This window comes from Serratia sp. FGI94, from assembly GCF_000330865.1.
Lineage (GTDB): Bacteria > Pseudomonadota > Gammaproteobacteria > Enterobacterales > Enterobacteriaceae > Serratia_B > Serratia_B rubidaea.
Genome location: NC_020064.1, coordinates 530747 through 554984, shown reverse-complemented (window position 1 = coordinate 554984; position 24238 = coordinate 530747). Strand labels below are relative to the sequence as shown.

General features: G+C 48.7%; 20 protein-coding genes. 6 read left to right on the top strand and 14 right to left on the bottom strand.

Translation table 11 applies throughout. The features are described from left to right. Window positions 1–26: 26 nt before the first annotated feature. From D781_RS02460 to D781_RS02420, 10 genes are all read right to left on the bottom strand, one after another. Window positions 27–1049, bottom strand: coding sequence for a hypothetical protein (locus D781_RS02460; RefSeq protein ID WP_015670727.1), 1023 nt, complete (start codon window positions 1047–1049; stop codon window positions 27–29). A 45-nt stretch (window positions 1050–1094) separates the two neighbouring features. Continuing rightward, entirely contained in the window at window positions 1095–1505 is a 411-nt protein-coding gene (locus D781_RS02455) for a putative T6SS immunity periplasmic lipoprotein (protein WP_080062373.1), read from the bottom strand. A gap of 89 nt (window positions 1506–1594) precedes the next feature. After that, window positions 1595–1987 (bottom strand): putative T6SS immunity periplasmic lipoprotein, encoded by a 393-nt coding sequence (locus D781_RS02450; protein WP_015670725.1) that lies wholly within the window; start codon window positions 1985–1987, stop codon window positions 1595–1597. A 185-nt stretch (window positions 1988–2172) separates the two neighbouring features. Further along, the gene (locus tag D781_RS02445) at window positions 2173–2586 is read right to left on the bottom strand and encodes a putative T6SS immunity periplasmic lipoprotein (protein WP_041411705.1); all 414 of its coding nucleotides are present in this window, start codon (window positions 2584–2586) and stop codon (window positions 2173–2175) included. A 66-nt stretch (window positions 2587–2652) separates the two neighbouring features. After that, a complete protein-coding gene (locus D781_RS02440; RefSeq protein WP_015670723.1) occupies window positions 2653–3042 on the bottom strand; it encodes a putative T6SS immunity periplasmic lipoprotein in 390 nt (129 codons plus the stop codon). A gap of 70 nt (window positions 3043–3112) precedes the next feature. After that, window positions 3113–3520 (bottom strand): putative T6SS immunity periplasmic lipoprotein, encoded by a 408-nt coding sequence (locus tag D781_RS02435; RefSeq protein ID WP_015670722.1) that lies wholly within the window; start codon window positions 3518–3520, stop codon window positions 3113–3115. 89 nt (window positions 3521–3609) lie between these two features. Then, window positions 3610–3999, bottom strand: coding sequence for a putative T6SS immunity periplasmic lipoprotein (locus D781_RS02430; protein ID WP_015670721.1), 390 nt, complete (start codon window positions 3997–3999; stop codon window positions 3610–3612). After that, the gene (locus D781_RS22420) at window positions 3996–4529 is read right to left on the bottom strand and encodes a hypothetical protein (protein ID WP_015670720.1); all 534 of its coding nucleotides are present in this window, start codon (window positions 4527–4529) and stop codon (window positions 3996–3998) included. Before D781_RS22420 ends, D781_RS02430 begins: the two co-directional genes overlap by 4 nt. Window positions 4530–4782: 253 nt before the next feature. Then, entirely contained in the window at window positions 4783–5832 is a 1050-nt protein-coding gene (locus tag D781_RS02425; protein ID WP_199557149.1) for an AraC family transcriptional regulator, read from the bottom strand. Window positions 5833–5983: 151 nt separating this feature from the next. After that, entirely contained in the window at window positions 5984–6988 is a 1005-nt protein-coding gene (locus tag D781_RS02420) for a phosphotransferase (protein ID WP_015670718.1), read from the bottom strand. A gap of 243 nt (window positions 6989–7231) precedes the next feature. Here D781_RS02420 and eat point away from each other — a divergent pair, with 243 nt between their 5' ends. Next, the gene (eat, locus tag D781_RS02415; protein WP_015670717.1) at window positions 7232–8596 is read left to right on the top strand and encodes an ethanolamine permease; all 1365 of its coding nucleotides are present in this window, start codon (window positions 7232–7234) and stop codon (window positions 8594–8596) included. Window positions 8597–8628: 32 nt separating this feature from the next. Next, a complete protein-coding gene (locus D781_RS02410) occupies window positions 8629–9969 on the top strand; it encodes an aspartate aminotransferase family protein (protein ID WP_015670716.1) in 1341 nt (446 codons plus the stop codon). Window positions 9970–10094: 125 nt separating this feature from the next. Here the strand turns inward: D781_RS02410 and D781_RS02405 are convergent, their stop codons facing one another. Then, window positions 10095–10496, bottom strand: a complete 402-nt coding sequence (locus D781_RS02405; protein WP_015670715.1) for a putative T6SS immunity periplasmic lipoprotein — start codon at window positions 10494–10496, stop codon at window positions 10095–10097. 434 nt (window positions 10497–10930) lie between these two features. Here D781_RS02405 and dndB point away from each other — a divergent pair, with 434 nt between their 5' ends. Genes dndB through dndE form a run of 4 tightly spaced genes read left to right on the top strand, consistent with a single transcriptional unit; the run spans window position 10931 to window position 15990 of the window. After that, window positions 10931–12016, top strand: a complete 1086-nt coding sequence (dndB, locus tag D781_RS02400) for a DNA sulfur modification protein DndB (protein WP_015670714.1) — start codon at window positions 10931–10933, stop codon at window positions 12014–12016. Beyond that, the gene (gene dndC / locus D781_RS02395; protein ID WP_015670713.1) at window positions 12013–13635 is read left to right on the top strand and encodes a DNA phosphorothioation system sulfurtransferase DndC; all 1623 of its coding nucleotides are present in this window, start codon (window positions 12013–12015) and stop codon (window positions 13633–13635) included. Before dndB ends, dndC begins: the two co-directional genes overlap by 4 nt. A gap of 1 nt (window position 13636) precedes the next feature. Then, window positions 13637–15637: a DNA sulfur modification protein DndD gene (dndD, locus tag D781_RS02390; protein ID WP_015670712.1), complete on the top strand. Its 2001-nt coding sequence runs from the start codon at window positions 13637–13639 to the stop codon at window positions 15635–15637. Beyond that, window positions 15637–15990, top strand: a complete 354-nt coding sequence (gene dndE, locus D781_RS02385; RefSeq protein ID WP_015670711.1) for a DNA sulfur modification protein DndE — start codon at window positions 15637–15639, stop codon at window positions 15988–15990. The genes dndD and dndE overlap by 1 nt, the downstream gene beginning before the upstream one ends. Before the next feature lie 52 nt (window positions 15991–16042). Here dndE and D781_RS22415 read toward each other — a convergent pair whose 3' ends face one another. From D781_RS22415 to dptG, 3 genes are read right to left on the bottom strand one after another with little or no spacing between them, the layout of a single operon-like run. Continuing rightward, complete coding sequence (locus D781_RS22415; RefSeq protein ID WP_015670710.1) at window positions 16043–17833, bottom strand: DUF262 domain-containing protein; 1791 nt, start codon at window positions 17831–17833, stop codon at window positions 16043–16045. An 18-nt stretch (window positions 17834–17851) separates the two neighbouring features. Continuing rightward, window positions 17852–22933 (bottom strand): DNA phosphorothioation-dependent restriction protein DptH, encoded by a 5082-nt coding sequence (gene dptH / locus D781_RS02380; RefSeq protein WP_015670709.1) that lies wholly within the window; start codon window positions 22931–22933, stop codon window positions 17852–17854. After that, window positions 22914–24236 carry a DNA phosphorothioation-dependent restriction protein DptG gene (gene dptG / locus D781_RS02375; protein ID WP_015670708.1) on the bottom strand — a complete coding sequence of 441 codons (1323 nt, stop codon included), beginning with the start codon at window positions 24234–24236 and terminating at the stop codon, window positions 22914–22916. The genes dptH and dptG overlap by 20 nt, the downstream gene beginning before the upstream one ends. Window positions 24237–24238: the final 2 nt, after the last annotated feature.

The window sequence follows — 24238 nt, the reverse complement described above, 5'->3', positions numbered from 1 at the left end:
GCGCCTGATGAATGCTGAAGGCATGTCTAATCGTTAACCCGGTTAAGAATATTGTCCAGATCGCCGCCAAGCTGATGGCGCAGCAGATAGGCGCTGACCTCCTGCTCCCATCGCTCACCATTACCGAGAACGGCGCGGCTGTGGGTGGCGGCGTACAGATAGCGGGTATCGTACAGATTGATTAATGATTGGTTGACGCTGTCTATGCTGCATTTGGGATTCTTACGCAGCTGCTGCTCCAACGCTCCGGCAACCCGGGCCCGATGCTCCGGATCCGGAGCCAATGCCTGTTCCTTCAGCTCGCTGAGCACCAAAAACTGCGGCGGTATTCCCTCTTCTATCGCCGCCTGCAGGCGGTAGTGACCGTCCAGAACCACAAACGACGCCAGACCGGCGATGTACCAGACCAGTATCGGCGGCAACGTACCTTCGCGGCACTTTTTGCGCCACCATTTCAGTCGCCCGGCCTCTGCCTGCACCGGATAACGGCCAAGCAGTAAATTACCGCCCCACCACCAATCAACCAGACGCACCTTCACCGGTTCAGCCAGATCGGGAAAGTCTTCGCCGTACAGGCACCAGTCACACCCCATATCCATACTGCTGGCCGGCGCATCAAAACGCCAGCTTGCCAAAGGCGTGCCCTGCGCCTGAGATGAGAACATCGGCCTTAGCAACCAGCGGCCCGGGGCTAACAGCGGCGTGGAAACGTCCAGCAGCCGACGGGCGAAATAGCGGCACCACTCGCCCGTCCATTGCGTCTGTCCCTTGTTTCTGACCGACTCCACGTCGTGCGAGGTTACCGGCGGCAGAAGACCTTGCTGCCCGGGATGCTCAACGTTCATCACCAGCCAGACGCCGGAGTGATCTTTCAGCATCGACGCCCAGAACAGATTATCTCCCCGTACCTGCAGCGCCATGCGCCCATGGTGGCCGCTGAGCATCTCCATCGTCTGCCCCGCGCCCTCGGATTTTCGGACTATCAGCTCCAGCCCTTGCCAGATCTTGTTACGATCCAGCAGATCTTGCCACCAGTATGCTGCCGCCATCTTTCCCTTTCCTTCACTCGACGTAATCGGTTAAAGCCGTGCCCGCTATTGCAGCACATTTGCCTCCAGTTGGCCGTTATTTTCCCACAGGCTAAAGCTGACGCCGTAGATGCGCGCTGCGGGTTGAACGCCTCGTTTGAGTTTGGCCGGCGACTCCAGGATCGCCGAGAAGCCGTAGGCCTTGCCCACCTTAAACGGGTAGTCGAACGTGGGAACACACTTATTCACTGAGGCGGGAAGATTCAGGTCATATTTTTCCAAGACATGACGATCGTCTCCGACTTCACGGATACTCACCGTCACAATTTGCTCGTCCCCTTTCGGTTGCACCATCATGCACACCTTATTCGCGACCGTCAGCACTTTGGCCCGCATCAAGGGAGGCCGCGGGTCACCAAAATGAAAACAGCCGGAGAGTAAAAATACCAACGGCGTAAGACAAAAAATCCTTTTCATCGTTATTATTACCCCCACATGGAAAACATATAGCTCCCCGCGCCGTACACAGCGTCAACAGAGGAACACTTAAGGCGCTTAGCTGGAATTTATCTCTTCTTAAGCGCTATCTCTTCGCCCTGCCTAGATACCACAAAGTTAGCGATATAGGCGTTGTGCGCGGTATTTACCGTCACGCTATACCCCTGTTCCGGGACAAAATTATACTCCGCTATTCCCGGCTGGCACTGGCCAGGCGTTAAACTGAGTTTGTTCAGCTTATCGCCATAGGCTTTTTCATACACATAAGCGCCGCTGGCGTTGTGCCAAATGGTAATCCTGCGTACATCTTCCCCTTTGGCGGCGATATCATCCTGATTAACAAAGACGCACACCCGGCTGTTAACCACGCTGGCCTGCGCTGGATACAGCGGGAATTTGTCCCCCATCCAGCAGCCGGAAAGGAGCAATGGTAGCGTCAGTAAAAGTGCCTTCCTTGCCATAAATTTTATCCTGTAGCGTTACCACACTTGAACTCAAAACCAAGGGCGGGAAGGCGTTCTCCCTTGACTGCCTTGAACTGCTTATCCACATAACCAAACATTTTATACCTCTCCGCAGCCAGACTAGACAGTGGCCATTGAAGAGCATAAATCCAGCATTCACCTTGGTTTACCCTTTTCTACTGCTACAGCGTATTAGCTTCCAACTGACCGTTGTTTTCCCTCAGGCTAAAGCTGACGCCGTAGACCCTCGAAGCGGGTTGAATGCCCCGTTTTCTTTTCGCCTGCGACTCCAGGATTACCGAGAAGCCGTAGGTTTTCCCGGCTTTAAACAGGTAACCAAAAGTGGGCACGCACGTATCGGCCGGGATCGTTAGCGCGTCATCATAGTAAACCTTGCTGAGTTGGTTTTTATCATTGCCGACCTCGTTAATCGTCAGGCTAATCAGCTTCTCATCACCTTCCGGCTGCACCATCATGCAAACCTGGTTAGCAACGGTGGTGACAGATGCCCGGAAATGTTTTGGTCTGGGATCGTTCAGGTGCATACAACCGGTCAGGAAGATGCTGCATGCGCTAACAACCAGTAATTTTTTCATTATCGCAGCCATGATTTAAAAGTGGTTGCGCCCCATCAAGCACGTGATGACGGTAATCATATGCAATCAATCGCCAACGCTAATCTTGCCACTGAGATCGGAGGAAACAGAAAATTCAGCGACAATCAAATGCGACTCAGCCTGATTCAAGGCTGCTACGTCATAGGCGACAACGTAATTTTTCCCGGGAAGAAATGCATAGCCAAATAGTGGCAGACAGCCGTCTTGTGGGACATAGACAGGGGCATCATCCAGCAGCTTAATCAACTTATCACCCGCATCGCTGTAGATTTGCAGCGCGGTTATCTGCTCGCCCGCCCGCATGGGCGACAGTGGGCAAATGCTGTTGTCCTTCACAACGACGGTGGCGGGGATACGGGGTACGGCTCTGTCCGCAGGGCCGGGACAGCCTGTCAGCAAAAAGAGCATGCCCGCTACAGGTAGGATTCTTTGCATACGTCTGCACTCCCTGAAGTTGATGCCGTTACAGATAGGCGCCAAGTATTCGCTTTCCCCTTTCCTGCCGCTACAACTCGTTGGCCTCCAACTGGCCGTTATTTTCCCACAGGCTGAAGCTGACGCCATAAATACGCGCAGCAGGCTGAACACCTCGTTTGAGTTTGGCTGGCGACTCAAGGATCACCGAGAAGCCGTAGGCCTTGCCCACCTTAAACGGGTAGTCGAACGTGGGAACACACTTATTCACTGATGCGGGAAGATTCAGGTCATATTTTTCCAAGCCATGACGATCGTCTCCGACTTCACGGATACTCACCGTCACAATTTGCTCGTCCCCTTTCGGTTGCACCATCATGCACACCTTATTCGCGACCGTCAGCACTTTGGCCCGCATCAAGGGAGGGCGCGGGTCACCCAAATGGAAACAGCCAGAGAGTAAAAATACCAACGGCGTAAGACAAAAAATCCTTTTCATCGTTATTATTATCCCCACATGGAAAACATATAGCTCCCCGCGCCGTACACAGCGTCAACAGGGGAACACTTAAAGCGCTTAGCTGGAATTTATCTCTTCTTAAGCGTTATCTCTTCGCCCTGCCTAGATACCACAAAGTTAGCGATATAGGCGTTGTGCGCGGTATTCACCGTCACGCTGTACCCCTGTTCCGGGACAAAATTATACTCCGCTATTCCCGGCAGGCACTGGCCAGGCGTTAAACTGAGTTTGTTCAGCTTATCGCCATAGGCTTTTTCATACACATAAGCGCCGCTGGCGTTGTGCCAAATGGCAATCCTGCGTACATCTTCCCCTTTGGCGGCGATATCATCCTGATTAACAAAGACGCACACCCGGCTGTTAACCACGCTGGCCTGCGCTGGATACAGCGGGAATTTGTCCCCCATCCAGCAGCCGGAAAGGAGCAATGGTAGCGTCAGTAGAAAAGCTTTTTTCATACGGATAATCCTGCATGATGCATCATTGACTTATATATGGGTAGGATACTCTTATCTATACGTCCTATGTAACACCTACCATAAAAACCATGAAATTTTCCCAACCCATAGTTTTTTATATAAAAGAAATCTGCAATGATAGATGCCTGTTGTTCCATCGGGTAATCACCGAGTCTAGATTTATTTAGCTTATAATTATAACTAACCGCCCAACTAAAGAAACCTCTCGCCCTAACCCACATGCCTTTTTGGCATTGCCAAACATGGGCCATTTCATGAATGAATACATATTGTTCATCTGGTGGCCTTGTAGAAAAATCTTCTTTATAGAGGTGCTTTCTAAAATAAATCTCGCCATTAGGTGCCATCGCGACGTTAGACTTTTGTAATCCAAAGGGTAAATAGCTATCACAATGTATCCAAACTTTGTGATAGGCAATCGCAATACCAAAAACGGTTATTGCTAGAGCTATTTCACCTAAAGTCAGACGCCGCAGTGAACCTTCCTTATTTACATGTCCATTTTCCATATAAAAAACCCCTGTCGTCCTGAACAGGATTTAATAAGATCATTTTTAGCCAAGCCAGTCAATCGGTGAGCTCTTACGCATAACCCGTAATATTTTTAAGCAACGAACTTTCTTATATAACAAGCTAACCCTATTTTTAATTGCTCCCACAATGATTGAACTTCCCCGTATTGCAAATATGAACGCTATAATCCGCCACCTCTAACGTTTCTTTCCGGCCTCAGAGCTACACGTATGCGCCGCATTAAAACCGCTAACCCGCCCTGGACTGGCGGTAGTGGCGGGGGCTACAGCCAAACCAGCGGCGAAATGCCCGCGAAAAGGCGCTCACCTCGGAATACCCCAGCAACAGCGCCATTTCCGACACGGAAAGATGCTGCTGCCGCAGGTAGTGGATCGCCATCTCTTTACGCACCTGATCAACCTGCGCGCTGAAGCTGGTATTTTCCTCACGCAGGCGCCGCTGCAAAGACCAGGCGGAAAGCCCCTGCTTTTCAGCAACCGCCTCAAGCGACGGTTCGCCATTGACCAGCTGCAGCTGGATGCCGGTCCGGGTCAGGTGAACGCAGCACTGGCTCACCGGATCCACGCTCAGACGCCGGATCGCATCCTGCATGACCAGCAGCAGCATCGGATCGTGATCGGGCATTTTGCGCGCAACGTCGGCTTTATTAATGATCATGGAGTTAAACGGCTGCTCAAAATAAACCGGCGCGTCAAATACCTTACAGTGCTCGTGCCACTGTTCCGGGCGCGGATGTTCAAAATGCACTTCTCTGGGCGCCCAGTGCTTGCCCGCCGCGCGGCGGATAAGGTTCAGAAACATGCCCAACGTCAGCTCTGCATCCTGACGCCGGGAGAGGATCGCCCCGTGGCGCACCTGATAGTCCAGCTGCCAGCTGTCATGGCGTTCGGTCAGTTGGATCAGCGTGTTGTGCTGATGAAACGGAAAGGCGCTGACCAGATTGCGCAGCGCCTGCTCGAGAGTGGCCGAGCACAGGCCGATATAGCCGATAAGCCCTAATGACTGCGGCCGGAACTGCTGGCCGTAATACAGCCCGAAATTATCGCAAACGGCCAGGTGGGCCGCCTCCTCCATCACCCGGCAATAGCTCACCAGATCCAGACTCAGGGTCGGGCAGGAGAGATTCTCGGGATCAATACCGCTGATACCGAAAATTCGGTCAACGTCCCCTCCCTGGGAACCGATGAAATCACTGAGTCCCGTTGCGGCTGCCGACAACACACCGCGGTTCCCACTCGTTGCGCCGGAGAGCGCAGACAACGCACTGTCTGATTGCATCATGGCCATGATTGATTCCACTGAAGGCTACGCATAAGCAGTTCTCCAGCAAGAAATATACCAACCATAATTTTCTTATAATCAGTAGATTATGAAAGCAGCCACCGATGATTTGCACCATGGTCACCCCGGATGCGCCAGGAGTGTGCGTTCATACGCCGACCGGTAACGCCGCGCCGGCCAGATAGCGTTGACACAAACGCACGGTATCGCTGCTCCAGGCATCCCCCAGGCTGCGCGCCATCTCCGTTTCCCGGTGCGAGCCCACCCAGGCGGTCAGCTGGATGCGCCGCTGGATCAATATCGCCGGAACGATCGCCAGTTCCCGATCGCTGATATGCGCAACCTGCTCATATCCGCGCAACCAGTTTTCGATCCACTGCGGCGCGCTGGCGTGGTGCTCCACAAAACTGATGGCCGCGGCTAAATCATGCAGATACCACCCCATACCGCAGTCATCAAAATCAATCACCCGGGTTTCCCCACGATGTAACAGCAGATTGGTTAAGCGCAGATCCGCATGGATCAGCCCATAGTGCTGCGGCGACTGACCAAATTCCGCCATCTGCCGGCCCACGTGCCGGATAACCTCCTCTATCGGCTGATGTGCCTGCGGATCGAGGCCGGGCGCGTCGCGCCAGTCTCCCCAGTGGCTGGCCGCCGACACCATGCTCTGGTGATCCCAGATAATGCGGCGAAAACCCGCAGGCTTTTGCCAGCTGCGGCTGTGCTGGTGTAGCTGCGCGGTGATATTTCCCAGCTGACGGAAGGCCGCCGGGTCGATGCCGGTTGTCGGCATTTCCCCGTCGATCCAGTGAAACAATACGCTGTAGCGCTGGCCGCCGTCGGCCAGGGGTAAGCGCTGGATCCGCTCGCCACGGCCATCCCTGATCGCCTGCGGCACCGCAATGCCGGCGTCGCGCAGGGCATCCAGCCAGAGCAGCTCACTTTCAATATCCTGCCGATCGTGATAATCGCCACGGTGAATGCGCAGCGCAAACCGGCTGCCGCCATGGGTGACCTGAAGGGTGGCATTTTCCGAACGGCACAGCAGCCGGACCGCGGCGCCCGCGTATTGCGGATAGTTGGCCAGCGCCCGATCGGCCAGCCGGAGGATCGTCTCGTTACTCAGGGTGTCGTACTGTTTCGCGCTCATGTCCAGCTCCGTTGTTTCTGAAGGTGGCTTCAGAATGGCGCTGAACCTTTTTGGCTGGCTTGACGCGGCGACAGAGAAAGTTGACCGCAGCCGACGCTTCCCCCCGTTCACTCCCTGAATTGACCTTAGCCGGCGGCCATCTGTCTTCTGCGGTCAAGTTTTTCCCGGTTCGGCGGGCCATTATCAACGTGCCAGCGTTAATGGCATCACATTTCTTCTATGACACCGACGGGGAATGCAGTGATGAAAAAGACACTTAAACCTACTCTCGGCACCCTGCAGCTGTGGGGAATTGCCGTCGGGCTGGTGATTTCCGGGGAGTATTTCGGCTGGAGTTACGGCTGGGGAACGGCAGGCACGCTGGGCTTCCTGGTCACCACCTTATTTATTGCCCTGATGTATACCTGCTTTATTTTTAGCTTTACTGAACTGACCACCGCGATCCCGCAAGCCGGCGGCCCCTTTGCCTATAGCCGCCGTGCATTTGGCGACACCGGCGGTCTGATTGCCGGTATCGCCACGCTGGTGGAATTTGTCTTCGCTCCGCCGGCTATCGCCATGGCGATTGGCGCTTACCTGAATGTCCAGTACCCGGAACTGAACCCCAAGCTGGTCGCGGTCAGCGCCTATCTGATCTTTATGGGGCTGAATATTGTCGGCGTCAGCATCGCCGCCACCTTCGAACTGCTGGTCACGCTGCTGGCGGTCATTGAACTACTGGTCTTTATGGGGGTGGTCGCGCCCGGCTTCAGCCTGGCTAACTTTGTCGCCCACGGCTGGGCCGGCAGCGACAGTTTCTCTGCGGCGTCCATATCCGGTATTTTTGCCGCGATCCCTTACGCTATCTGGTTTTTCCTCGCGATCGAGGGGGCGGCAATGGCCGCCGAAGAGGCCAAGGACCCGCGCCGGACCATCCCCAGAGCCTATATCAGCGGCATCATCACGCTGGTTGTTCTGGCGGTGGGCGTGATGGTGCTGGCCGGCGGCGCCGGCGACTGGCGCACCCTGTCTGATATTAACGATCCGCTGCCGCAGGCGATGAAAATGCTGGTCGGCAGCGATTCCCGCTGGATGCACATGCTGGTGTGGATCGGCCTGTTTGGCCTGATTGCCAGCTTCCACGGCATTATCATGGGCTATTCCCGCCAGTTCTATGCGCTGGCCCGCTCCGGTTATCTGCCCCCTGCGCTGGCCAAGCTGTCGCGCTTTCACACCCCGCACCGGGCGATACTTGCCGGCGGCGTCATTGGCATTGCGGCCATCTTCTCCGATGGCATCAGCCTGCAGGGCATGAGCCTGACCGCCGCGATGATCACCATGGCGGTGTTCGGCGCCATCGTGATGTACATCATGAGCATGCTGAGCCTGTTCAAGCTGCGCCGCAGTGAACCCGGCCTACTCCGCAGCTACATGGCCCCCGGCTACCCGTTAGTCCCCGCGATCGCCCTGTGCTGCGCCGTCGTTTGTCTGGCCGCCATGCTGTGGTTTAACCCGCAGATTGGCGCGCTATTCCTGGCGTTTATGGTTGCGGGTTATCTCTATTTTCTGACCACGCATGCCCGGAGAAACGCGCTTGCCCGCACTCCGGTTGCCGCAACCAACGAATAAGTCCGCCTCTGCGCCTGAATCAAGGAGTCATTATGACCGTACAATCCACCATCATGGACACCAACAGCTTTCGTGCCGAGCATGCCGACAGTCTGCCCCCGGAGATCCGCCGCTTAACCGATAAACGCAGCAAAGTCCTCGGCGAGTCCTACCGGCTGTTTTACCGTAATCCGGTGCATCTGGTGCGCGGACAGGGCCAGTATCTGTGGGATAAACAGGGTAATAAATACCTGGATGTTTACAACAACGTCGCCAGTATCGGCCACTGCCACCCGGCGGTAATCGACGCCGTTCACCAGCAGATGACGCAGTTAAATACCCATACCCGCTATCTGCATGAACATATTCTTGATTACAGCGAGTCGCTGCTTGCCACCCTGCCCGCAGAAATCAACCGGGCGATGTATATGTGCACCGGCTCGGAGGCCAACGATCTGGCGATTCGCATTGCCCACGCCTGGAGCGGCGGCACCGGCATTATCGTCTCCCGCGAGGCCTATCACGGCACCAGTTCGCTCACCTCCGGCGTATCGCCTGCGCTGGGCAGCGGCCAGCCTCTGGCCCCTGAAACCCGCTTAGTGGCCGCGCCGGATTTTTACCGCAACCAAACCGCCGACCCCGGAGCCTGGTTTGCGGCGGAGATACAAAAGCAGATTGATGATATGGCGGCCCACGGCATTAAGTTTGCCGGCTTCCTGGCCGACTCGATTTTCTCTTCCGACGGCGTGTTGCCCGACCCACGCGGCTTTCTGCAGCCGGCGATCGACGTCGTCCATAAAAACGGCGGGATTTTTATTGCCGATGAAGTCCAGCCCGGCTTTGCCCGCACCGGTGAAGCATTCTGGGGATTTGCCCGCCACGATGTGGTGCCGGATGTCGTGACCACCGGCAAGCCGATGGGCAACGGTTTCCCGGTCTCGGGACTGATGGCCAAGGCGGAGGTGCTGGCGGCGTTCAGCGATGCGCTTCCCTATTTTAATACCTTTGGCGGCAACCCCGTAGCCATGGCGGCGGCCCAGGCGGTGTTGAACGTGATTCAGCAGGAAGAGCTGCAGACCCGCAGCCGGCATACCGGCCAACAGCTGCTGGCGGCGCTGCGCACCTTGCAGGATAAGCATGAATGCGTCGGCGACGTACGCGGCGCAGGGCTGTTTATTGGCTTCGAGCTGGTCACCGATCGGGAAAGTAAGCAGCCGGATAAAGCTTTGGCGCTGAATCTTATCGAAGCACTGCGCGAGGAGTTTGTGCTGACCTCCGTCGCCGGGCCTTACGGCAACGTCCTTAAGCTGCGCCCGCCGTTATGCTTCCAGGAGGCAGATATCGACTGGCTGGTGAGCGCACTTGACCGCTGCCTGACCCGCTTACGTGGGTAAGATCAACGCCCCTAGGGCGGCATAACGCCAGCTTCAGGAGGCTGCACGAACTGAGTCAGGGAGAGAGCCTGGCTCAGTTGGTGTTGGGGATAAGATAAGGTAGCGGCGCCGGACATCGCTAAAGATCATCGTTGGTACTGCACTATTTGCAGCCTGCCGTTGTTATCTTGCGTCAGGGAGAAGCTCGCCGCAAACAGCCGCCCTTTTTCCCTGGCACTCTTTTCCAGACGGTAGTAAACGGCATAGGTATTATCAGGCTGGAACGCAAAACCAAAGGTGGGCAGGCATGCGCCCTTTATCGCCTTGAGCTGCGTATCCGCATCACCAAAGGTTTTATACATCTCCTGCCCCGCATCGCTGCCAAACTGGGCGGAGAACACCTTCTCCCCCTCTTCGGCCGGAACGGTGATGCAGACCCGGTTATCCACCACCGCAGCCTGCGCCGGCAGCGTAAGCGTTACCGGAACCATCGGGCCGGGGCACCCTGTCAGCGAGAGTATTGCCCCTGATAATATCCATTTGTTCATGACTTACCCTGTCCGTTTTCCATATGAAAATCCTGCCATCCTGAGCCAGATGAGATAAGAGCACTTTCTCAGCTGAACCGTCAATCGGTGGGGTCTAAGATATATCGGGTAAATGGTTTGAGTAAACTAAAGGTAATTAATTAGTTACTTTTACTCTGTGGCTTTTAAAATAAATGGAGTGATTCTCGTATTGAATAAATATATTCACACATAATGATAACAACCAAGCCAAAACCCACAAAAATTAAAAGGTCAAAGTGTGATCTAGAATTTGGAATCAGTATCACACCACATGGTTAAACCATGCTCTCTTTCAGGTTGTTTTCTCAAAAAACTTCGCACAACAACATTTTTTACGTGAAAGTTGAATTTTAATTACGTAAAATATGACGTAAATGATTTTACATGGATAGTTTAGAAGGAAGGTTACCGCAATGGCTAATATTGATGTAGATTACTGCTACTCATTCCCCGCAATACGTGGCATTCAGGCGGGAAAACCCTTTTATGTCGCAATGTGCCCAATGCGTGTCATCCCTAAAATTTTCAGCTTTGATGAAAACGAAGTGCCGCCTGAGCTCAGGGCACAAAGGAGCCTAAACAAGTCAAGAATCCCTGAAATGGCTAGGTATTTACTTGAAAATCCAAAAGATTACATATTTTCTGCCTTGACGGCATCAATAGCTATTGATGTACAGTTTGACGAATTTTCCGGCTCAAACAACCTCGGTATGTTACGTGTACCTATGGAAGCACAAATACTAATCAATGATGGCCAACATCGCCGTAAGGCTATTGAGGATGCCTTAGAACAAAAGCCGGAGCTTGGCCAGGATAACATCCCTGTATTGTTCTTTGTCGATGAAGGTCTCAAACGTAGTCAGCAAATGTTTGCTGATTTGAATAAGTATGCAATTCGCCCTAGTCCTTCTCTTTCAGCACTATACGACCATCGCGATGTTAGCTCAAACCTAGCTCGATACTTAGCAATGTCTGTAGAACCGTTTGTGGGGCTAACAGAGTTAGAGAAATCCAGCATTAGTACGTTATCCAACAAATTATTCACCTTAAGTAGTATCAAACAGTCTACCCGTGCGCTTCTAGGCAAAGACCCAAAAGAAGAAGATTTCGAAGAAAGCACAAAGATTGCAACAACATACTGGCAAGCTATTTTTCAAGTTATGCCAGACTGGCAACTCGCAGCTCGCAAAGAGGTCTCCCCAGCACAGTTGCGTCAAGATTACGTACATGCGCACGGTATTGGTCTCCAAGCATTAGGGTTGCTGGGACGTAGCTTGTTGACAACGTATCCTGAACAATGGCAACAAAAAATCATTGAACTCAAAACCTTTGACTGGCGTAAAAGTAATCCCGACCTGATTAAGCGAGCTATGCAACACGGAAAACTGAGTAAAACCAGTATAGCTATTCAACTGACTTATAATGCTCTAAAAAATGCATTGTCGCTTCCCCTCACCCTTGAAGAACAAGAGCTTGAAGCTCAAATGGTTGTCTTATGAGTAAACTAGTCCAGGCCTTTGATCTGGCCGAATATGAAGATTTTATTAATCAGGAGCAGTTTGCCGGACGCCCTCTGGCCGAATATGTTGCCGAAGTACAAAGAATTTATTGTGCGGACAAGCGTCCGTGGGTCATTGGCTACAGTGGAGGGAAAGACTCTTCCGCCGTGATCACATTGGTGTATTTGGCATTGCTCGGTCTGCCTCCGGAAATGCGCAGCAAAGATGTTTTTTTGGTGTCATCCGATACGCTAGTGGAAACGCCAGTAGTTGTGGATTTGATTAAGAAAACGATGTTGCAGATTGAGGCAGGCGCAAAGCGTAACGGTCTGCCAATCACTCAACATGCGGTAACGCCTAAGACTAATGAAACCTTCTGGGTCAATTTACTGGGGAAAGGTTATCCGGCCCCAACCCGTAGTTTTCGCTGGTGTACCGAGCGTATGAAGATCAACCCGGTCAGTGACTTTATTAAAGATAAAGTCAGCCAATTTGATGAGGTGATTGTTGTCCTCGGCTCACGTAGCAGCGAGAGTGCCTCCCGTGCTCAGGTAATCGCAAAGCACAAAATTGATGGCTCACGCCTAGCCCGGCATACCACTCTGGCAAATGCGTTTATCTATACCCCTATTGATACCTGGGATGTAGAAGATGTCTGGAAGTTGCTGCGCGGCGCGTTTCGCTATGCCCCTGAAGATATCGACGAGTGGGAAAGTCCATGGGGCGGTAATAATCGCCCACTCTGGACGCTGTATATGGACTCTTCCTCACAGGGAGAATGTCCGTTGGTCATCGATGATAGTACCCCGTCTTGCGGAAACTCTCGCTTTGGCTGCTGGACCTGTACCGTAGTCACCAAAGATAAAGCTATGGAAAGCCTGATAAAAAATGGTGAAGAATGGATGTCTCCACTACTGAAATATCGCGATCTGCTGGCATTTACCACCGATCCGGCGAATAAAGGCACATTTCGAAACTATAAGCGTCGTACTGGTAAGGTGAGCTATCAATACGCTAAAGAAAGTGATGAACCAGGTGCTGAACGTAAGCATGTCCCAGGCCCTTACTGGCTAAAATATCGTCAGAAATGGCTAAAAGAATTGCTGGAAATTGAGCGCGATTTAAATGCTCAGGGCCATACCATTACGTTAATTACCAAACCAGAGATACATGCTATTCGCCAAGAGTGGTTGAAGGATCCTAATGAGCCAGACTGGTATGACACACTGCCTGGTATTTACCGTGAAGTTTATCAGAAGGATTTAGACTGGGTAGTCGACGACCAGTCGCGCTTTAATGCCAGTGATGCAGATCTGTTGGTACAGATAGCACAGGGGTTTGACGTTGTACCTGAAATGGTGATGAAACTCATTGAGCTGGAAGTTTCAATGGAAGGGTTAAGCCGTCGTCAGGGCATTTTTGATAAACTCGGCACAATTTTGAAGCAGGACTGGGGCACTCTCGAAGAAATTGAGCAACAACAGATCACTCTGCAAAAACGTGTTGAACGGGATATTCATCAGGAAGAGCTTACAAAACTGGAAGCGGAACTTCAGGTTCTACAGCGCAGAATTGTTGATATAAGCGAATCCTCGGTACTAATTGGGGAGGAAAAATAACGTGCTCATTAAACAGCTGGTATTACATAATTTCCGGGTATTTAACGGTACGCATACCATTGATTTGGCCCCCAGAAAGCGCCCACACGATTTGAATCCTCGACCTATTGTACTGTTTGGTGGTTTAAATGGTGCAGGGAAAACATCTATCTTATCGGCGATCCGCTTAGCTTTGTATGGCAGACTAGCATTTGGTCTTGCGACACAACAACAAGACTATATTGAACAGCTAAGTTCCTTAATTCACAACGGGGCCTACTATATCGAGCAACCGGAAGAAGCTTCTATTGAACTAACCTTTACCTACAACAAGGGCGGCCATGAAGCGGAGTTTACAGTTACTCGAACCTGGAAAAAGGGGAAGAAAGACCGCCTTTCTCTGCAACAAGATGGACAGCAGCTCAGTGAGTTGGATTACGATCAGTGCCAGGGGTTTCTGAATGAGTTAATTCCGCATGGTATCGCCGATCTGTTCTTTTTCGATGGCGAGAAAATCGCAGAGCTGGCTGAGGACGACTCCGGAAATATTTTGCGTACTGCCGTGCGCCGCTTATTGGGGCTGGATCTGATATCCAAACTGCGTAATGATTTAATGATTTTCGTTAAGCGTCAGCAATCCTATCAGCTAGCAAGTTCTCAGCAGCAACAAATTGCAGAGCTTGAAAAACAAAGTAAAAAATTAGCCTGCCAGACAGAAGAACTGCTAGAAAGCGCCGATTTTGCCAAAACACGGATGGAGTTTCTCTCTAAAGATATTATCCGTTATGAAGGCTTGCTAAATGCCCAGGGGGGCGCGTTTGCCCAGACTAAAGCTCAGGAAAAACAGAAGGTTGAAACACTCCTAAAAGATAAAGAACATCTTGAAAAAGCATTGAGACACGAATGTGATGGCTCGTTACCTTATTCGCTTGCGCCCAATGTTTTATCTCGTTTGTTGCAACAAATTTCGGATGAAACACAGATTAAACAGACAAAAAGCTTTGAAAAGGAACTGAGTCAGTTTTTAACACAGCTCAGAAATGATATTGCATTCCGTTCTGAAGGGACTGGAAAAATAGCAGCTGAAGCGATTACCGATAATCTAAAAGATTATATGGCAACTAAACCAAAAGGCGATTTGCTCTTTGATATCTCTGAGCGTGAAGCTGGTATGCTTCAACAGTCTATTGAAATAGACAGTAAGAGAGCATGGCAGCGTTTTGAGCTTTATCGCACACAGTTATCTGAGATTGAACAACAGTTAGAACAAGCTGCTGCTAATATTGCCCGTGCTCCTGAAGATGATCAGCTAATGGATCTCTTTGAGAAATTACGTGACCTAGATAGGCAGCGCGAAGCTCAATTGCAGAAATATCGGTCATTGTTGGAAGAGGCTAAACGCACAAAACAGCAGCAGCTGGATTGTGTTCGCCAGATTCAAAAAGAGCATGACGCCACTCGTTATCAGCATAGTTATAGTAGTGCGTTTAAGAATGCTCAGGAAACGATAAATTTACTCGATCGTTACAGTGATGTATTAACCCAGGCACGAGTGAAAACGTTGTCTACAAATTTTGAGTTGGCTTATAGAAAATTGGCCCGTAAAGAGGATTTACAACTTAGCGCACATATCAACTCTCAAACATTTGATGTGGAGTTAATTGATGAGAATGGCTCAGTAATTAATCGTAAGTTGCTTTCTGCTGGTGAAAAGCAGATTTATGCGATCGCTATTCTTGAGGCGCTGGCTAAAACATCTGGCCGCGATCTGCCAGTAATTATTGATACACCATTAGGTCGTCTAGACTCTCAGCACCGCGATAAATTAATTAACTACTATTTCCCAGACGCCAGTCATCAGGTTGTGCTGCTTTCTACCGATACTGAAGTAGATGAACGTTATTTTGTTGATCAGTTGCGTGATGATATCTCTCATGCTTATGAGATTGTGTTTAATTCCCACACTAAATCATCTACGTTGAAACCTGGTTATTTCTGGGAATTAACTAAGGAGGCTATCTGATGCTCCCGAATCGAATGGCGCTTAGCCGTCAAACTGAAGAACAACTTAAAAAGCTAAAAGGGTATACAGGAATCACCCCCAATATTGCAGCCCGACTGGCATTTTTTCGCTCGGTAGAGAGTGAGTTTCGTTATTCTCCTGAACAGGAGAATAAAAAACTGGATGGTTCGCTGGTGTTAGATAAAATTACGTGGTTAGGAGAAACATTACAAGCTACAGAACTGGTGTTGAAGATGCTTTATCCACAATTAGAGCAGAAGGCGATGATTAAAGCGTGGGCGGCGCATGTTGAGGATGGAATTTCTGCATTAAGGAATTATCGAAATTTAAAAGATTTATCTAAAAACATATAGAATAAAGCATGGCGCTAATAATATAATAGCGCCATGTCCCATATATTCTCACCTAAGAAAAAGAAAATACTTTAATGGCATCATGAACATACATCTCAGTAAGTTGTTTAACGGTCTCTTCTGTCCATTCTTTTTGTTCATAAATCCATGAATGAATACCAATTCCTGTATTTTCAAATGAGCCCTTCTTTTTTGAAAAAGGTTTATTGTCATTTTTATTATTCCTAGATGGATCTAATAGAACAATATTTCCAATATTATTTTTTAACTTCTCCATATCTACATCTTTATTTTCTTGATGTGCTGAGTATGGATATATATGCTCTAGAGTCATACTGTTAAAATCAAAAATAACAGTTTGGTCCTCTCTCTTCAATCTGTTTAGACTATTACCTTGACAAGGTTGCCTCAACCAATCCCAATTTTCTTGAACTGTCATTAATAAGCATTTAATTGGCTTATTATCTCCTTTTTTTTGATAAATCAAACTCCTAACGCCGGTGCTAAATTTCACATCTTCAGGATCTTTATCTAATAGAGTATTATTAAATTCATCATGTAGATTACGAATGTCAAACCTATCGCGCTCTGTATGTATTCTTAATGCCAGAGACGCATATAATTTTGAAAAAATACTCGCATGTAAGTCACTAATCATTTTACATCGAATAAAGAACTTACTTGTTTCATTTACAATATGTTTAAAGTTATTCTCAGATGAAAAACTTGCAGCTAATAATAAAGGCATTGCATGCAAATGCTTTAATTTATTGATAAGAAGGTCTAGTTTACTTTTATGCCATTTATTATCAGTGTCATTTTCAAAGGGCCACTCACCACTGTAAATATATTCAAGACGTTCAACACAATCTCTAATATAAGCAACTGTTTTAGCTATTTCTGATTTGCTAATTGATTCATTAAAGACTGTTTTTTTATATTCTTCCAAAACAGAGGATGCTGTAACATTAGTTCCAGTCAACATAATTAAAATCCATCTCAAATAGTCAGTAACTTTCTTTGATGGGTGTTTGAGTATAGCATCCCAATTATCTGAAATAGTTCTCTGATACGAAGTATTATCACTGCATATACCTATTGTATGTGCTTTAAGCAATTCACCTTCAGTTAAATTAATCCCTCTATCATTTAGCACAGTAAATAATTTATAGGCATCATCGATACTATTGGTTACTATGTGAATTACTAAAAAAGACTCTTCAAACAACTTGACTATATCATCAATAATTTCTAGACACTCTGAAACTTTTCTATTTTTAAATAAATTATCCTTAATAAAGTAATTAAAGTTTTTCCGAGCCCTTAGCATTAACTCATGAGAATTTCTAGTGACTTTTAATGGATGATCGTCAATTAGTGATTGATAGAATTCGTTATCGGCATTACCTATTGTAATTCTTACATGTTTCTTAATTTCACGATTCTCTCTTTCATCAAGATAAAAATACTTATAAATATCCTTTAAAATCATAAATCTATATTCTGAATCCTTATCCTCTTCACAATTAATAGAATTAATAACGTTACGAATAACAGAAAAGAAAAGTACAATAGTTGATAGTCTTTGCTGTCCATCAACTAATAAATTTTCTATCCTTCGATGTCCCCCAAAGGTCTTTTCTTGCGCACAGACAACTCCTCCGAAGAAATGTTCACAACTTTTATTTGATTTCCTTTTTACCAATGCATCTTGTATATCATTACAAAATTGTTCTATCTGCTCATCTTCCCATGAATAATCCCTTTGATATGTAGGGGTATAAAAAATATTGCTATTCTTAAATAACTCACCAAAGGACATATACTCAGGTTTAACGTTCATTTTACATCTCCAGTAAATTTATTTTTCCAATTCCCAAAAAGCCTTATCGCGTAACTTCGAAACTGTTTTTGAACCATCAACATAAAGGCTAAAATGCTTCTCAAGCTGCCGAATCTGCCCCATCAAAGACTCCTGCTCACCTTTATCATCAACGTTAAACACCGCCTTGATATCTGCATTCCTAATCTCAGAAACACGATGGATCACCCAAGTTAAAATATAGGAAGCATAATTGTTTTCCCCGGTCTTAAAGTGAGTGATCTCCTGCGTTGACAGGATCGCACCAACACCATACTCACGGCCTTCTTTTAGGATCTTACGCAGGCTGGCAAAATCCTGACGCATAAAGTTATCGGCTTCATCCACCAAAATCATTTTGGTGAGCTGACGGTAATCCCCACGTACAACCGGTTTACCGCGCTTTTGCATCTGCGCATAAAACAGATCCAGCGTGAGCGCGACCACCAGATTTTGCACTTCTGGCGGGTAGCCAGCCAGTTCAATCACTGTGACGCCGTCAATCAATTCGTACAAGCTGGTCATCTTCTCTGGGATGGTCTCGAATATCTTGTAACGCGCCAGTTTAGAAAGTGCGGCGTAAAGCGAATCCTCTTCAACCTTTTCCTGATCGAGGAAGCGCTGCCATACATCTTCAATCGTCGGCGCAGTCCTTGACCATGTTGTCGGATCTTCCGGTGAAATGCCTGCAGCTTCGTAGCATTCTAAGATCAGATTTTCTAATTTGAGCTGCTGCTTATGGCCCAATCCATAGGCTTTTGCCATCGTTTCTGATAGCCCACCAGCGGTATGGATTGGTAGCATTGGCGTGTCGCCAAACAAAGATAAGGGGTTGTAAGGCAGCTTAAATAATTTGTACTTTTTGGCTCCCGTAGCATCAAGAAAAGCCTCATCTACATAGTCTGATTTGTAGTCGAAGATCAGCAAACCGATAGGTTTACCATCAACGTTACAGGACTGATTACGCATCAACTGTGTGACCAGCGATTTAGTAAACTGGGTTTTACCAGTGCCCATCGTTCCAATAATGCCGGTATTGGTATTCATGAACTTGGCGGTGTTGGTTGGCTCCCAATGTAACGGGCTCTGACGCACTGCATCATGACCAAACAGGATCTGTAATGGAGTATCGCTAATATCAGGTGTCACCACCGGAACAGCAGGCTGTAACGACTCCGGTTCCGAAACGGGTTGTACAGTAGTCGGCGTGGTGACTTCTACCACGGCTTCGGGTTGCGACGGAGTGGCATCGCACCCAGACTTAAGCCGATATTTTTCCGGCACCCGGTAACGTTCGGCAAGAGATAGTTCATCCCCCTGTGCGGCAATCAGCGAAGGCAGCAGTGAATAAGGGATTTCGATCTGTAAGATATTCTCCGCTGTCTTTTTATAAGAGAGGTCGAAGCAGGCTGCGTTGTCCACATGCGCCACGACGAAACCGTCAGCATAGTCGGCCAACTCACCTAACTGATAGTCACCCGTTAACCACCATTCGCGTCGTTCTAGCAAGGGAGCCAGTTTGTTGCTGTCCAGCACACCGTACAGACGCAGTTTCTCCACCTGCATCAACACCTGACGAATAAAGAGCGCCCGGTACAGCTGTGATGCCAACGTTTGTGGTTCCAGAATATCCTGCTGTAAATAGCGTTTCAGTTCATGAGCCTGCTTGCCTGCATAGCTGTAGTCCGGTCGCGCCCCGGTTTTAACTTCCAGCGGTAACATATAGAGGCGGTTTTCTTTGAATCCAACAAAGAGCACATCATCAGAGATCGCACCTTTACGATACCCTTGTAAATTTCTCGATAAATCGCTCTCTTTCATTTTCAGCCCGACGTTGCCAGACACGCGGATCATTTCGGCCACCGATAGCGGAATCCAGCAAATATCGGACTGATGCAGCATGGATTGTATAAATTTATACGCGCCAATAATGCCGTGCTTCTCTTTACGTTCCTTTTCACTGGAGCGCAGCATTTTCAAAAGCCATTCGCCGTTAAAGGCATTAAATTCAGCCAACAGATGCTGACTGTCCATAGCTGATTGCCCTGACAGGCTTCCGGTCTGGAGCAGGCGCAGGAACAAATCAACCTGCTTCGTGACCGTGACGGCATCATAGCCTGCACAACTAGTGTACTGGTCAGAATAGTGGATAAGCACCACATCTTTCTGGCTGGTGAAAAAGTCGAGGGTGACTTTGGGATCGATAATGGTGGTCCAGAGCGCACTATTGTAGGAGTAATTGAGTAGCTGTTTAAAATTGCCGCTTACAGCTAGGCCAACCCCTTGCCCATGATACTGGCTGTTGCTTTGACGCGCGGGTTGCCACAAGCAGCCGACTAATCGTGCAAGACGCAGGGCGCAGTAGGACTCAGTATCCACATCCCGCAGACCAAATGCCGTAAAGTAGGCATCCCCCTGCGTTTCAGCACCTTCCCCTGCGATTAGCCCATGACACAGTACCCCGCTGGACGCATCTTCAATGCGAATCTGACGACAATCCACCGGTGCCGTATTGGTGAAAAATGCCAGGTGCGCATAAGCCAGCTTGTCGCTTTCTGACGGCAGGACAAACTTGCTGAACGTTAACTGGCTGCGGAGCAGGTCAATCAGCATATCGGCTTCCGCCCGCCATACACCGCTGTTCAGATCGAGATCGTTTTTAAGCTGCTCGTAGCTACCACTTTCGGCAAAGTGATCGAACATATTGGGTAGCAGGCGTTCATCATAGCAGTTCACATGTACCGAAATAGCGTGCTCTTTTTCCTGCTTAAAATACTCTACTAATCCCAGAAACAGCTCTTTGGCGTTCCCCTGATTGATGGCATTGATAATCAACGCATTGTTTCCAGCACTCTGGAACAATCGGGCGTAGGCGTCCGTAAACTCATTGAGTTTGTCTTTTACCAGACGTTTAACGTAGTCATGACTGACCTGCCTCTGAGGAATCACATCAATCCAGAAGCGGTTTTCCTCCACCGGCTGTAGTTGCGCATATTCATGTTCACTGTGGTAAACAAACGGCATTAAGCCGGAAACCATCAGGCGATCGAGAGTAATCGGCGGTAGTGTGGCAAATGAAGCCGAATCATTCTGTTCCAATTCCGCAACAATAGTTTCTGCCAGTTGTAAATGGTAGGCCAGTACTAGCGGATGCAGTGGAGAGAGGCGCTCATGGCTATCATTGCGGCAAATCCCCAGATGCAGAAGACGTTTCTCCTGCGCTGTCAGCGCTCTGCTCAGGCCGATTTGCTGGAGTGCCTGTTCAAACGTAGTAACCATGTAGCTAACCAGTGTGCGATATTCCGCTGACCACGACACCAGACTCGGCAAGGTGTTACGACGCTGATAGTAGACAAATAACTGCTCATAGGCGTTATGGAGATCGGGGTAACTGGCAAGAAGTTCATCCAGCGCAAACTCGCTATCGTCACTTCCCGTACCCAACAGACGTCGCTCAATTAATGAGGCTTCCAGCATCAACAACTGCTGACGAACACCGACAACCTTGTGCTCGGTGTTATCAAGAATGATACGCCCTTTCAGCCGGTTCCAGGTCGCATTGCCCTCTTCTTTGAACAACTTATTGAAACGACTCTGGTCAAAAAGCAACGGCAAAGTTAGCCCTTCTTCTGCTCCCGGCCCCTCGATGTTAAACGACAGACGGGAATCACCGGAAACGAGCGCAAACTGAACTAAGTCACTTTGATTTGCCAGCGTCTCAAAATTCACCAGAGCATAATGCTGGCAGTCGATGTCTTCGCTCTCGTCATCCAACGTACAGATCAGGTTGCCAGACTCGGCAATACGCAGCGTGTTATCTTCCAGTTGCAGGGTTATTTGATCTTTACCTGGCTCAACACGGTAGCAGTGCTGAATATCGTTTAGCCAGAATTGCCCTTGCTCGACCAACAACAGGCGAAATTTATACTCTTCGGCTGAATTATTGCGGTTGGTCAGTTCGAGACTAAAGAAACAGGGACGTCCATCAAAAGGCACCGACGCCATAATACGGGAAGTCTTGCCTCCCGCCCGGCTGGTGCGCCAGAAAGGCGTGTTCTTTAACTGGCGATGATGGGCAATCTTTATCTGGTTATCCTGAAGATCGTTCCCTTGAAAGCTGAACTCCAGCTCAACTTTTGATTGTCCTGGCTGCACCTGCACCAGCAGGCTGATATCACGTTTGCCTGCCTTACTGGCGCTTTTCGCCCGTTGCCAAACCTCGCCGTTTTCGACGGAGACGTTCTCCAGCACCAGTTTTTGTTCACTATTCTGTTCTTTCTCTTTCCTATAATCGGAGAAATCGAGCTCACGCCAGTCATCTTTATCGTAAAAATGCTCCTGAATGAATTTTGTACTAAACTCAGGCAGCACATTCTCCAGCTGTCCACTGTAGCGTTCAACACTGTCTTCTATCTGGCGATATAATTTCCGGTTTTCATTCAGTCGGGTGCGTAACTGTTTCTGGCTATAGTTCAGTAGTTCATCATCTTTAAATAGATGAAGCTCGGAGAAATCAAGATTGCCATCATCCAGCAAGCGATACAGCGACGAGAAACCAAATACGGTCGCGCCCTCATCCAGTACCGTCGCCAGTTGATCATCGAGCAAACAGCGAGATAATTCCGAACTGTTACTGTCGGTGATAATAAGTTTTTCCAGATGACGACTGAAGGTTTGTGGATACCAGATAGCATCCGAGGCCGCCACATCTTTCGTGCTGTTAATCAGGGTATCGAGCATACTGTTATGAATAATCAACAGTGCCGTTTGGGCGAAAACGCCGCTGCGCCCAGCCACTTTATCGCGCAGATGAGAAATATAGTTTTCTGTGAATGCTGGAGCCTCAGCACCGTGTAGTACCGGAATAAGCTGAATACCATTGCAAGAGAGGCAATTAATATGTTGCCCTGGCGAAATTTCCAGCTGATTACCGTCCGACAGAGAGACGAATGCTTCCCAGAGTTTTAAAGCATTATCGGGATCGGGAGATTTAAATTGGTAGCGCTCACCCGGCTGGATGATACCACCAACCCATTCAATAAAGGTTTTCGCCAGATAGGTTTCATACTGTTTTACGGACATACACGGCGTCTCCACTGTCACTCATTCGTTCTACATTTCCCATACGTTCATAAAACGCCACCAGCGTTTGCGCCGACTGGTTATCCAGATAAAAACCGCGCTGTTCAAAACCACTCAGCAGTTCATGCAGGCGGAGTTTGTCATTTTTGCCTACAGTGAGATTGGTTAGTAACAGCAGACGATCCTGATTCAGCACTAACACTTTCCCCGCACGGCCGCGCACCTGAATGAAGTCAGTGCAAATCTGATTTTCTAATTCATTAACGTATTTACGATTTACCGTAGCACGGTCAGTTTTTTTACCCTGAAACTGCTCTACGGCAACGAATAATAGCTGTTTGAATGCACTTTCCAGGTTTGTTGCGCGGTCACGAATCGGAAGACCGCGGTCCATAACAAAGTCCTGCAAATAATCGTTCAGATCATTTAATACCTGAAAAGATGAGTCTGAATCATTCAGGGCGTCTTGATAAATCTGCCATAACGGACGTTTTTTTTGCCCTTTTCCCCATTGTAAAACCTCCAGCGCAGAGAGAACCGGGAAAAGTTTTTCGCTCTGGCTAGCAAACAGCTTATAGCCATAACGCTTCACCTTTTCTCGCTCGGAGCTGGCTTTTTCACTGTCAAGAATAAAAAATAGTGATTTGCTTTGTGGTTCACCGTCTTGCCAATTGTCCAGATTGAGCGCCAATTGTGCACACCAGCTAAAGGCATACAAGCGCAGGGTGTTGGTCAATTCCTGTAAAAGGTACTGTGGATGTTCCGCCAGAAACGCCAAATCGGACTGAAAACACGTTACCATATACGGAAGATAAGGTTGCTCTTCGGTAAACGGCCCTTTCCCTAGTGGCTTTATTTTTTCATTGAGCTTATTCAGCATTTGCTGCTCAATGAAGTTCAGTCTATCCCGTATGGGATAACGAAGACTGAAATCGCCCATCAAATTGGCAAACAACGTACCAAGGCGTTTATCTGCTGTTGAGCCTGCATTTATTTTTTCACCCACAAACTGAGCGTGAAACAATAAAAAAAGTGGGGATACACGGAAAATATCCTGACTGGAAAAATACATTCTTTCCAACACGGACCAGAATACAGGTTCATCAAGCAGCTCCTGCATATATGTTTTACAATCTGCACGGAATTGATCAGGATCGTAGGCTTCTATTTTGCGTTTCAGAGCATAGCTAAGGACTAGGCCGGTGACAAATTGCCAGTTAACATCATTGTTTTTATTGCGAACTGGTAGGTAACTATCCACTTGATTGTTACCCACTTTTAACGCGGTTGAGATAGGATACATTA